Source organism: Pseudomonas sp. P5_A12, assembly GCF_056400685.1.
On sequence record NZ_JBFUKU010000164.1, the window covers coordinates 1 to 12,820 of the forward strand.

The 12,820-nt window shown below is 58.0% G+C and carries 9 protein-coding genes; 5 read left to right on the forward strand and 4 right to left on the reverse strand.

All coding sequences use genetic code 11. From position 1 onward, the window contains the following. Nucleotides 1-238: 238 nt before the first annotated feature. Both gyrA and mtnA read right to left on the reverse strand, forming a co-directional pair. Nucleotides 239-2,893, reverse strand: coding sequence for a DNA gyrase subunit A (gene gyrA, locus AC1DSG_RS20035; RefSeq protein WP_477792434.1), 2,655 nt, complete (start codon nt 2,891-2,893; stop codon nt 239-241). Nucleotides 2,894-3,305: 412 nt separating this feature from the next. Further along, the gene (gene mtnA / locus AC1DSG_RS20040; protein ID WP_477792435.1) at nt 3,306-4,382 is read right to left on the reverse strand and encodes an S-methyl-5-thioribose-1-phosphate isomerase; all 1,077 of its coding nucleotides are present in this window, start codon (nt 4,380-4,382) and stop codon (nt 3,306-3,308) included. 108 nt (nt 4,383-4,490) lie between these two features. On the opposite strand from mtnA, the gene AC1DSG_RS20045 reads away from it, so the two are divergent. The 5 genes from AC1DSG_RS20045 (at nt 4,491) to AC1DSG_RS20065 (ending at nt 9,409) form a co-directional block, all read left to right on the forward strand. After that, nucleotides 4,491-5,825: a TRZ/ATZ family hydrolase gene (locus AC1DSG_RS20045; RefSeq protein WP_477792436.1), complete on the forward strand. Its 1,335-nt coding sequence runs from the start codon at nt 4,491-4,493 to the stop codon at nt 5,823-5,825. A gap of 58 nt (nt 5,826-5,883) precedes the next feature. Then, a complete protein-coding gene (ubiG, locus tag AC1DSG_RS20050) occupies nt 5,884-6,582 on the forward strand; it encodes a bifunctional 2-polyprenyl-6-hydroxyphenol methylase/3-demethylubiquinol 3-O-methyltransferase UbiG (RefSeq protein WP_477792437.1) in 699 nt (232 codons plus the stop codon). A 4-nt stretch (nt 6,583-6,586) separates the two neighbouring features. Next, nucleotides 6,587-7,258 (forward strand): N-acetylmuramic acid 6-phosphate phosphatase MupP, encoded by a 672-nt coding sequence (gene mupP / locus AC1DSG_RS20055; RefSeq protein WP_477792438.1) that lies wholly within the window; start codon nt 6,587-6,589, stop codon nt 7,256-7,258. A 100-nt stretch (nt 7,259-7,358) separates the two neighbouring features. Next, nucleotides 7,359-8,099: a YciK family oxidoreductase gene (locus AC1DSG_RS20060; RefSeq protein ID WP_477792439.1), complete on the forward strand. Its 741-nt coding sequence runs from the start codon at nt 7,359-7,361 to the stop codon at nt 8,097-8,099. A 383-nt stretch (nt 8,100-8,482) separates the two neighbouring features. Then, nucleotides 8,483-9,409 carry a GGDEF domain-containing protein gene (locus AC1DSG_RS20065; RefSeq protein WP_477792440.1) on the forward strand — a complete coding sequence of 309 codons (927 nt, stop codon included), beginning with the start codon at nt 8,483-8,485 and terminating at the stop codon, nt 9,407-9,409. 136 nt (nt 9,410-9,545) lie between these two features. Here the strand turns inward: AC1DSG_RS20065 and AC1DSG_RS20070 are convergent, their stop codons facing one another. Further along, nucleotides 9,546-10,307, reverse strand: coding sequence for a TenA family transcriptional regulator (locus AC1DSG_RS20070; protein ID WP_477792442.1), 762 nt, complete (start codon nt 10,305-10,307; stop codon nt 9,546-9,548). 78 nt (nt 10,308-10,385) lie between these two features. After that, nucleotides 10,386-12,820 (reverse strand): EAL domain-containing protein (locus AC1DSG_RS20075; RefSeq protein WP_477792441.1); only part of this gene is annotated, 2,435 nt, incomplete at its 5' end.

Consider the following 12,820-nt stretch of genomic DNA (forward strand, 5'->3'; position numbering starts at 1 on the left):
GGGGGCGGATGAGAATTCGCCCCCTTGTTGTTTGTATGAGCGGAAAATTTCGATATCAGTGGAGACCCCTTGTGGGAGCGAGCCTGCTCGCGATTGCATCACCGCAGCGTTTCAGTCATACCGCAGCGCCTGCATCGCGAGCAGGCTCGCTCCCACAAGGGGTCTCCACTGATATCGAAATTTTCCGCTCATACAAACAACAAGGGGGCGAATTCTCATCCGCCCCCTGTTTGTTCGCTTACTCTTGTGGCTCTTCGTCAGCGGCGGCATCGAGTTGCTGATCGTCAACAACGTCGTCGATCACGACTTCGCCAACGAGCTCTGCACCCTCTTCACCTTCCAGCTCGTCACCTTCGACTTCCGACGGCTCCTGAACCCGCTCCAGACCGACCAATGTTTCATCGCTGGCCAGCTTGATCAGGGTCACGCCCTGGGTGTTCCGACCCAGGCTGGAAACTTCGTCGACACGGGTACGAACTAACGTGCCCTGGTCAGAAATCAGCATAATTTCTTCGCCATCGAGCACCTGGACCGCGCCGACCAGACGGCCGTTACGGTCGTTGCTGACCATGGCGATAACGCCTTGACCGCCACGCTTGTACTCAGGGAACTCGGTGATCGCCGTGCGCTTGCCGAAACCACGCGCCGAAGCGGTGAGGATCTGGCTGCCTTCTTCCGGGATCAGCATGGAAATCAACTTCTGGCCTTCTGGAAGACGCATGCCGCGGACACCGCGAGCGGTACGACCCATGGCGCGAACGTCGGTTTCCTTGAAGCGCGTGACCTTGCCGCCATCGGAGAACAGCATGACTTCGCGCTCGCCATCGGTAATGGCGGCAGAGATYAGTACGTCGCCTTCGTCCAGTTCCAGCGCGATCAAACCAACGCTGCGTTGACGGCTGAAGGATTCCAGCGGGGTCTTCTTCACAGTGCCTTTGGCAGTGGCCATGAAGATGAAGTGACCTTCGGTGTATTCCTCGACCGGCAGCATGGTGGTGATGTATTCATCACTGTCCAGCGGCAGCAGGTTGACCAGCGGACGACCACGGGCAGCGCGGGAGGCTTCCGGAATTTCGTAGGTTTTCAGCCAGTACACTTTGCCTTTGCTGGAGAACAGCAGCAGCGTGGTGTGGCTGTTGGCGACCAGCAGGTGAGCGATGTAATCCTCATCTTTAACGCCGGTCGCCGATTTGCCTTTACCGCCACGACGCTGAGCCTGGTACGCAGCCAATGGCTGGGTCTTGGCGTAGCCACCGTGGGAAATGGTCACGACGCGCTCTTCTTCCGGGATCATGTCACCCAGGGTCAGGTCGAGACGGGCATCGAGGATCTCGGTGCGGCGCACGTCGCCGTACTCGGCGCGGATCACTTCCAGCTCTTCGCGGATCACTTCCATCAGGCGCGTGGCGCTGCTGAGGATGCGGATCAGTTCGCCGATCTGGTTGAGGATCTCTTGATACTCGGCCAGCAGCTTTTCGTGTTCCAGACCGGTCAGACGGTGCAGACGCAGTTCCAGAATGGCTTGCGCCTGTTCTGGCGACAGGAAGTATTTGCCTTCACGCAGGCCGTATTGCGGGTCCAGGGTCTCCGGACGGCAAGAATCGGCACCGGCACGCTCGACCATCGCCACTACGGCGGAGGATTCCCAGGCCGTGCTGATCAGCGCTTCCTTGGCTTCCGACGGCGTTGGCGAGGCCTTGATCAGGGCGATGACCGGGTCGATGTTCGACAGGGCAACCGCTTGACCTTCCAGAATGTGACCACGTTCGCGGGCTTTACGCAGTTCGAACACGGTACGGCGGGTAACGACTTCGCGACGGTGACGAACGAAGGCTTCCAGCAGGTCCTTGAGGTTCAGGATCCGTGGACGGCCGTCGATCAGCGCAACGATGTTGATACCGAACACCGCTTGCAACTGGGTCTGGGCGTAGAGGTTGTTGAGGATCACCTCAGGCACTTCGCCGCGACGCAGTTCGATCACGACGCGCATACCGTCCTTGTCGGACTCGTCGCGCAGCTCGGTGATGCCTTCAAGCTTCTTCTCTTTGACCAGCTCGGCGATCTTCTCGATCAGACGGGCTTTGTTGAGCTGGTAAGGGAGTTCGGTAATGACGATCTGCTGACGACCACCGACCTTGTCGATGTCTTCGATCGTCGAGCGGGCGCGCATGTAAATGCGGCCACGACCGGTGCGGTAGGCTTCGATGATGCCGGCGCGACCGTTGATGATCGCGGCGGTCGGGAAGTCMGGACCGGGGATGTATTGCATCAGCTCATCGATGGTCAACTCTGGGTTGTCGATGAGGGCCAGGCAACCGTCGATGACTTCACCGAGGTTGTGCGGCGGAATGTTGGTCGCCATGCCCACGGCGATACCGCTGGAGCCGTTGACGAGCAGGTTGGGAATACGGGTCGGCATGACCGCCGGGATCATTTCGGTGCCGTCGTAGTTCGGCACCCAGTCCACGGTTTCTTTGTGCAGGTCAGCCAGCAGCTCGTGCGCCAGCTTGGTCATGCGTACTTCGGTGTATCGCATGGCCGCGGCGTTGTCGCCGTCCACCGAACCGAAGTTGCCTTGACCGTCTACCAGCAGATAACGCAGCGAGAACGGCTGTGCCATGCGGACGATGGTGTCGTACACCGCTGTATCACCGTGCGGGTGATACTTACCGATGACGTCACCGACAACACGGGCAGATTTCTTGTACGGCTTGTTGAAGTCGTTGCCCAGCTCGCTCATCGCGAACAGCACACGCCGGTGCACGGGCTTCAAGCCATCGCGCGCATCCGGCAGGGCCCGCCCGACAATTACGCTCATTGCGTAGTCGAGGTAGGACTGCTTCAGCTCGTCTTCGATATTGACCGGGAGGATTTCTTTGGCCAGTTCGCCCATGAGAAGCTCGATTCCTTTTTCTGGTGAAACTTCGTCACATCCATTTGGGACGAACGAAGCTCGCCGCTGCAGGCTGAGTGCCATACACCGACTTACGACAAATCAACAAGAAGAACCATGGATTTGCGCAGTAAAGACAACCCCGTGGGGCTGCCTCGGAAAACGCCAGATGTTATCACAAGAGCCGCCACGCACCTATCCCCCAGACGCGCATGGAGCATAGTTAGTTGACCGATGACAGGCTTGAGGGAGACGAGAGGGGCTTAGAGGAAAATTTCAGAGCTGAATGAAGCGTATTTGTTGGCTGTCAGGGCCTCATCGCGAGCAGGCTCACTCCCACACTGGATCTGCGTCGTTCACAAACCCCCTGCGAGCCTGCTCGCGATGGCAATCTTTCAGACGCCAGAAATTATTAATGCAGACGCTTGCGGCACATCAACTGCGCCATTTTCGCAGTATCCGGCCGCTCGACGATGCCTTTTTCAGTGACGATCACGTCAATCAGGTCCGCCGGGGTTACATCGAACACCGGGTTGAACGCATCAACATCCGCCCCAACCCGCTGGCCGCCGACCTCCAGCAACTCACGGCCGTCACGCTCTTCAATAGGAATTTCGTCGCCACTGGCCATGTTCAGGTCGATGGTCGAGCTCGGCGCCACCACCATGAAGCGCACGCCATGATGCATGGCGTTGACCGCCAGCTGATAGGTGCCAATCTTGTTCGCCACATCGCCATTGGCGGTGATGCGGTCAGCGCCGACGATCACCCAGGTCACACCTTTGATTTTCATGATGTGCGCGGCAGCGGAGTCGACATTCACGGTCACGGGAATGCCTTCGTTGGCCAGTTCCCATGCGGTCAAACGCGAACCTTGCAGCCACGGCCGGGTTTCGTTGGCGTAAACGCGCTCAACCATGCCTTCGATAAAGGCCCCGCGAATCACGCCCAGCGCCGTGCCGAAGCCACCCGTGGCCAGCGCGCCGGTGTTGCAGTGAGTCAGGATCGCCTGGGCATTGCCTTGGTGCTTGCGGATCAGATCCACACCCAATTGGGCCATGGTCAGGTTGGCTTCGCGATCACTTTCATGAATGGCAATGGCTTCCGCTTCCAGCGCCAGCAGAGGGTCTGCGTCTTCCTTGAGGCGGTCCAGGCGGTCACGCATGCGACTCAAGGCCCAGAACAGATTCACGGCTGTTGGACGGGAATCAGCCAGTAATGCGTAGTCTTCCTCCCACGCCGCCTGCCAGTCACCGCCCTCGGCAATTCGGACGCGAGCTGACAGCACCATGGCATACGCAGCAGTGATGCCAATCGCTGGCGCACCACGCACTACCATCGAACGAATAGCCTCGGCCACACCGGCTGCACTGGTGTAGGCAATCCAGGTTTCTTCGAAAGGCAAAACACGCTGATCCAGCAGGTACAGGACGCCATCACGCCAATCGATGGCCTTCACTTTCTCTGCAGCCAACAATCGATCGCGCATCCCTCACCCCACACTCAAGCACAAAAGCCGCCGATTATAGCGATCCCCCCGCGAAGACGCTCGGGTATACTTCGCCATCCTTTACAAAAGCACTGGAACCGATCCTCGATGCCGAACACTGCCGCTGCGCTCGACCTGTTGTTGCTGCCGACCTGGCTGGTACCCGTCGAACCTGCTGGCGTTGTCCTCAAAGAGCATGGCCTGGGCATCCGTGACGGACGCATCGTTTTTATCGGTCCACGTTCGGCTGCGCTGAAGCTTAACGCAACCGAAGTCCGTGAGTTGCCGGACATGCTGCTCACCCCTGGCCTGATCAATGCCCATGGGCACGCCGCCATGACACTGTTTCGTGGCCTGGCCGATGATTTGCCACTCATGACCTGGCTGGAAAACCACATCTGGCCGGCAGAGGCCAAGTGGGTTGATGAAGATTTCGTACGCGACGGCACGGATCTGGCCATCGCCGAACAGATCAAAGGCGGCATCACCTGTTTCTCTGACATGTATTTTTTCCCAAAGGTTGCCAGCGAGCGCGTACATAACAGCGGAATTCGCGCGCAAATCGCCATTCCGATCCTCGACTTCCCGATCCCGGGCGCCAGCACGGCGGACGAAGCCATTCGTCAGGGAGTGGAATTGTTTGGCGACCTCAAACACCACGAGCGCATCAAAATCACATTCGGGCCCCATGCACCGTACACCGTGGGCGATGAAAACCTGGAGAAAATCCGGGTGATCGCCGAAGAACTGGATGCTTCGATTCACATGCACGTCCATGAAACTGCCTTCGAAGTGCAGCAATCGGTCGAGCAACGCGGTGAACGCCCGTTGGCTCGCCTCGGCCGACTGGGCCTGCTCGGGCCGAAGTTCCAGGCCGTTCACATGACACAAATCAGCGAAGAAGACCTGGTGATGCTGGTAGAAACCAACACCAATGTGATTCATTGCCCGGAATCCAACCTCAAGCTGGCCAGCGGTTTTTGTCCGGTCGAGCGGTTGTGGCAGGCGGGTGTCAATGTGGCTGTCGGTACCGATGGCGCCACCAGTAACAACGACCTCGACCTGCTGGGTGAAACCCGCACCGCTGCGTTGTTGGCCAAGGCCGTCGCCGGTTCGGCCACCGCGCTGGATGCTCATCGCGCCTTGCGCATGGCCACGCTCAATGGCGCCCGCGCGCTGGGGATCGAGGCGCAAACGGGTTCGCTGGAAGTCGGCAAAGCGGCTGATATGGTGGCGTTTGATCTGTCCGGCCTGGCGCAGCAACCAGTCTATGACCCGGTTTCGCAACTCATCTACGCCACCGGCCGGGACTGCGTGAAACACTTGTGGGTCGCCGGCAAGCAACTGCTCGACGACCGACGCCTGACCCGCCTGGATGAAGAACAGTTATGCGCCACCGCCAAGGCCTGGGGCCAGCGCATCAGTGGCCGCACCGAATCGTAAGATCCCCGGAGCAAAAAACCGGGACAACAGGATTTTTCAAGTTTTTGAGGACTGAACCATGAGCAACGTCGACTACGCCGAGATCGCCAAATTCGAAGCCCTGGCCCATCGCTGGTGGGACCGTGAAAGCGAGTTCAAGCCGCTTCACGACATCAACCCGCTGCGGGTCAACTGGATTGATGAGCGCGTCAAGCTGGCCGGAAAGAAGGTGCTGGACGTTGGTTGCGGCGGCGGAATTCTGAGCGAGGCCATGGCCCAGCGCGGCGCCACAGTCATGGGCATCGACATGGGCGAAGCGCCGCTCGCAGTCGCGCAGTTGCATCAGCTGGAATCCGGTGTGAACGTCGAATACCGTCAGATCACCGCCGAAGGCCTCGCCGAGGAAATGCCTGAGCAATTCGACGTCGTCACATGCCTGGAAATGCTCGAGCACGTACCGGATCCGTCTTCGGTCATCCGCGCCTGCTTCCGCATGGTCAAGCCCGGCGGCCAAGTGTTCTTCTCCACCATCAACCGCAATCCGAAGGCATACCTGTTCGCCATCGTCGGTGCCGAATACATCATGAAGTTGCTGCCGCGCGGCACGCACGATTTCAAGAAGTTCATCCGCCCTTCCGAGCTTGGCGCCTGGAGCCGCATGGCGGGCCTGACCGTCAAGGACATCATCGGCCTGACCTACAACCCGTTGACCAAGCACTACAAACTGGCGGCCGATGTGGACGTCAACTACATGATCCAGACCCTGCGCGAGGAGTAAGCCGATGCGTATCAGAGCAGTCCTTTTTGACATGGACGGCACGCTGCTCGACACCGCGCCGGACTTTATTGCCATCTGTCAGGCGATGCGCGCCGACCGTGGCTTGCCGCCCGTCAATGACAAGCATATTCGTGACGAGATCTCCGGCGGCGCCAAGGCCATGGTCGCCGTGACCTTTTCGATGGACCCGCAATCGCCGGGTTTTGAAGAGCTGCGACTCGAGTTCCTGGAGCGCTATCTCGCCGGTTGCGCGGTGCACAGCAAGCTCTTCGACGGCATGGGCGAATTGCTGGCCGACATCGAAAAGGCCAACCTGATCTGGGGCGTGGTCACCAACAAGCCGCTGCGTTTCGCCGAGCCGATCATGCAGCAACTGGGCTTGGCCGAGCGCTCCGCGCTGCTGATCTGCCCCGATCACGTGAAGAACAGCAAGCCAGACCCGGAGCCGCTGATCCTGGCGTGCAAGATGCTCGACCTGGACCCGGCCAGCGTGTTGTTTGTCGGCGATGATCTGCGCGATATCGAATCCGGTCGCGATGCCGGCACCAAGACGGCTGCGGTGACCTACGGCTACATTCACCCGGACGACAACCCTCGGCATTGGGGGGCGGACGTGGTGGTGGATCATCCGCTGGAATTGCGCAAGGTGCTCGATAGCGCTCTCTGCAGTTGCTGATTGTAGGAGCACGGCTTGCCGGCGGTAGCGATTCCGAAAAYGCCATCGCTGGCAAGCCATGCTCCTACAGGGTCTGCTTTCTTATTTGTTGAGGTTTCTTATGTTTGATTATTCCGCCCGCCCTGAATTACTCAAGGACCGGGTCATTCTGGTCACCGGTGCTGGTCGCGGCATCGGCGCGGCGGCTGCGAAAACCTACGCAGCCCATGGCGCCACCGTATTGCTGCTGGGCAAGACCGAAGCCAACCTGACTCAGGTTTATGACGAAATCGAAGCGGCCGGGTATCCACAGCCAGCGGTGATTCCGTTCAACCTGGAAACCGCCCTGCCCCACCAGTACGACGAGCTGGCAGCGATGATCGAGGCCGAATTCGGCCATCTCGACGGTTTGCTGCATAACGCGTCGATCATCGGTCCGCGCACGCCGATCGAACAGCTATCCGGCGAAAACTTCATGCGCGTCATGCATGTCAATGTCAACGCCATGTTCATGCTCACCAGCACCCTGCTGCCTCTGCTAAAGCTGTCGCAGGACGCCTCGGTGGTGTTTACCTCCAGCAGCGTCGGCCGCAAGGGGCGTGCCTATTGGGGCGCGTATGGCGTTTCCAAGTTTGCCACTGAAGGCCTGATGCAAACCTTGGCCGACGAAGTGGACACCGTGGCTCCGGTACGTTCCAACAGCATCAACCCGGGTGCCACGCGCACCAGCATGCGGGCGCAGGCTTACCCAGGGGAAAATCCACTCAACAACCCGACCCCGGAAGAGATCATGCCGGCTTATCTCTACCTGATGGGCCCGGACAGTACCGGCATCAATGGCCAGGCGTTCAACGCCCAGTAACACCGTGCGTCGCGCTTTTGTGCCGTTCCGTGCCGATTTCCCGGCGCGGCACACAAAGCGCGCCATAACCATCCCTCCTTGCCAGTCAAACAACTGTCACACATTTCATCACCCGCTCTCGTCATCGCATTCAAACCAATGATTTATATGGTTATTTTTATGAATGAACCGAATGGCACGACTTTCGCTCTAAAGTTTCTCAGACAGCAGTGTGAAAGCAGACGGGCGGACGCTTGAGCCGATAGGTGACTGATCTTCGGCAAAGCGAACCAGACTTGCGACATATGTCGTCCTGCGGGACTGATATACGTGCATGTCGCGCAGCCCAAAGCCGCTCTCACCCAGTCTGTAAGACAGCTTTACTGCTTAGGGGCTTACGCCATATGAAATCACCTTCCCAGTCCAACGCAATTGACTTCGACAATGCCAAATTGCAACGCCTGGGATTTGGTCAGCAGCTTTCCCTTCTGGAACTCCCCGTCAGCCTTGCGCAATTGCGCCAGCAATTGGGTCAGCAGCTGCAAACCAGTCTTGAGCCACAACGCATACTCGGACTTTTCTTCCGCGAAATTCAGCACCTGGTTTCACTGGATGCCTTGACGTATCAGCATCAAGCCAGTGACTTGCGCCTGGAGTTTGGTCAGCGTGGTCATCACTCGGTCAGTTACAGCCTCAGCCATGAAGGCGAACAGCTCGGTGAACTGGTGTTCCGGCGCAATCAGCGATTCAGCGAGCAGGATCAAGGCAATCTGGAGTCATTGCTGTCCGCACTGCTCTTTCCGATGCGCAATGCCCTTCTTTACCGAGCCGCTACCCAAAGCGCATTGCGCGATCCGCTGACCGGTACCGGTAACCGTGTTGCCATGGATCAGACCCTGGAACGCGAAATCGAGATGTCGCGACGCCACTTGATGCCTTTGTCATTGCTGATGCTGGACATCGATCACTTCAAAAACATCAACGACAGTTACGGCCACAATGCGGGCGATGAGGTGCTCAAGGCGGTCGCCAGCGCGATCAAAAACCAGTTGCGCAATGTCGACATGGTGTTTCGGTTTGGGGGCGAAGAGTTCCTGATCCTGCTGTCCAACACCACGCGGGAAGCAGCGGCCATGGTTGGCGAGCGAGTGCGCATTGCAGCTCAGGCCCAGGACTATCGGGCTGATGGCAATGCCGTAGAACTGACCGTCAGCCTCGGATGCTCGACCCTGCTGCCTGGCGAGTCCGCCGAAAGCCTGGTGCGGCGGGCCGACAGTGCGCTGTATGTCGCCAAGCGCGAAGGGCGCAACCGGTTGACGATGGCGGGTTGAGCTTTAGGCAACGCTACAAACTAATGTGGGAGCGAGCTTGCTCGCGATAGCTTTCTAACATTCAGTATCTGTATGGAATGTTTGGCAGCCATCGCGAGCGAGCTCGCTCCCACAGTTGGTTTGTGTTGCCTGAGAATCAGCTTTCAGCCAGTGCCAGGCGCTCACGTGTCACCGGTGCCTTTTCCGAATGCTCCAGTTGCATGCAGCGCTCCAGAAACAGGTGCATGTAGTCGTAGCTCTTGCACACTGCCTGTCGCAGTTCCACTTGCAGGGATTTGCTCGGGTTCATGCCTGCCAGGGTACAGATGATTTCCAGTGCTTCCCATGGATGGGCATCGTCGTACTGGGCGTGCATCTTCAACCACTTCATCGCCCGCTTGCGATCTTCTTCCGGGAATGCTGCGGCGTAGACGCCACTGGAGCAGACCAGGGCCGACCACTCTCCAGTCGCGCCTTCAATGGCGTAGTTGGTCGCCGCAATGGCCACGATCAACGAATCGGCCGAACTGGTGTGCCAGCACCAATGGCTCAAGGCGTGAAGTTCGGGGGCAACCTGTTGCACCTGCAGGTCTTCCAGGCTGACCCCATGAGCCCGACTCCAGTGCACCCAATAATCGGCATGGTTCAACTCCACGCGAATATTGCGCATCAGCCAACGACGCGCCATGTCTTCGCCGGGATGACGGGCAAAGCGGGTCTTGGTCAGGTTTTGTGCCATGTATAACGCGAACTGTTCTACCACCGGCCAGCCACCAATGAGGTAGTGGCGCATGGTCTTGGCGCTGAGCTTGTTGTCTCGCATGCGCTGATACAGTTCGTGTTCGACAACCCGGCGCTTACTCTCGCTGCAATCCTTGATGAGCTGTTGAGCCCAGGCGGGATAACTTGCCGCTTCCATGAGTGGTCCGGTTCGGTTGAATGTGTCGATCACTGTCGAGCTCCTTTTGATGGTGATTGTTTGGATCAGCAAGAGATTTCAACGGAACGTGCCGGGGGCCTTGAACAACAAAGGCTGGGGCCTGGCGGGACGACTTTGCAAACTATCGCAGGTAAACGGATTCGGGCGTTCAATCACATACCCTTGAGCGAAATCGACCCCGATTTCCAGCAGTGCCTGTTCAATCTGGGGTGACTCTACAAACTCGGCAATCGTGCGCTTACCCATGACATGCCCGATGTGGTTAATCACTTCGACCATGGCGCGGTTAATCGGGTCGTCCAACATATCCTTTACGAAACTCCCGTCGATCTTCAGGAAGTCTACAGGCAAATGTTTCAAGTAAGCGAACGAAGACATTCCGGCGCAAAAATCATCTAATGAAAAGTGACAACCTAAGCCTTTGAGTTCATTGATAAATCTTATTGCACTGCCCAAATTTGAAATTGCACTGGTTTCTGTGATTTCAAAACAAATCATTTCAGGTGGAATTGAATAGTTAACAAACTGCTCACGCAGAAAGTGCAGAAACGCCTCATCTCCTATAGTTGTGCCTGACAGATTAATCGCACACATGGCTAATGGACCTTGGCGCTCTTCAGTCCTGCATTGGGCAATAATCTTGAAGACGTTCTCCACCACCCAGCGATCCAGCGCAGTCATCAACCCATAACGCTCCGCGGCCGGAATAAAACTGTCCGGCAAGATCATGCGACCGGCTTCGTCATGCAGACGCAACAGGATTTCAATATGCCCACCGCCGCGCTCGGTACGCCCCAATGGCGCGATTTCCTGGGAATACAGGCAAAAGCGATTCTCTTCCAGCGCTATGTGCAGGCGCTGCACCCAGGCCATTTCGCCAAAACGCAATGTCAGTTCCGAGTCATCGGAGTGATAGACCTGAACCCGATTTCGTCCTTTTTCCTTGGCCATGTAACACGCCATATCAGCGGCGCGCAGTGATGCTTCCAGGGTCGCAGGAGGTTGCGCGACATGCACCAGCCCTATGCTTACCGTGGTGACAAAGGGTCGGCCTTTCCAGACAAAGTGCAGGTTTTGTACGGTCAGGCGCAAACTTTCGGCAATCTTCTCGGCAGCGTCCGGTGCGCAGTTTTCCAGCAAGATACCGAACTCATCGCCACCCAGCCGAGCCAGGGTGTCACCTTCGTGCAAACCGGCTTGCAACAACGCACAGATATGCCGCAGCAGTTCATCGCCCGCCGCATGACCGCACGTGTCATTGACCAGTTTGAATTGATCCAGATCGAGAAACATCAGGGCATGACACCCGGTATACCGCGTCAGGTTGTGCAGTGCCTGCTCCAGTCGAAACTCGAACTCGCGGCGGTTGGCCAGCCCGGTCAAGGCGTCATGAGTCGCCTGCCAGGACAGATTGGCAATGTACTGGCGCTCCTGCGTCATGTCATGCAACACCAGCACGGTGCCGCTGACCTTGCCAGCATTGCGAATCGGCGAACCCACCAGCGTCACCCACACCGTGCTGCCATCCAGACGCTGAATCAGCTTGGAATGTTCGCTGCCACCGCAGAGCTGACCGCTCAAAATGTGTTCGATCAACGTGAGCCCATCAGCCTGAGCGTTTTCATCCAGCAAATTGAACAGCGCCGCGAGCGGCAAACCCGTCGCCTGTTCGGCTTTCCAGTGGGTCAGCGCCTCGGCGGCGGGATTCATATAGGTGATAGCGCCGTCGACATTCGTGGTGATCACGCCGTCGCCAATGGATTGCAACGTGATCTGCGCCCGGTCTTTTTCCAATTGCAGCGCCTCGGCGAATTCATGCCGCTGCTTGAGCAACTTGTGGGTACGCAGCAACGCCAGCGCAATCAAGATCAGCGCGGTGGCGAGGTTGGTCACCAGCAGAAACCTGAGAATCAAGCGCGAGCCTTCGCCCAATGCATCGCTGAACGCTTTGGCGGCGGGCGTCACGGCATCGTTGATGGCGAGTATCTGGTCTTTCCAGCGCCAGAGATCAGCGGTTGAAACCTGTTTGTCGGCAACGCGCTGGTGCATCTCCTGCGCGACATCATCGAGTTGCAGCAGGTACGCGTCACCCACCGTCCAGAGGTCGATGGCTTTTTCGAGGTAAGAGACATGCCGGAAGTTGAGGTAGAGCCATATCAGGCGGGAAACGTCGTCAGGGTGGTTGCCCCCCTTGAGGATTGCCACTCGCGCGGCTTCGATTTCAGGTGGCTGGTGATCCAGCGCCAGGCGCAACTCGTGCCCCCCCTGAGGTATGGCAATGGCGTTCTGGTATTTGAGAAAAATCGCCTCGTCGCGACTGTCCGCGTAGAGGTTGAGGTAATAGATGGCGTCTTTTTGCCCCTTCGACCACAAGCTTTCACCGGCAACATAGCCGCGCACTGCCGACAGAACGTACAAGCTGACGCCCCCCAACAGGGCCTGAAACAGTACGACGGCAATAAATGGCCAGACTATGCCCAACAACCGTGGCG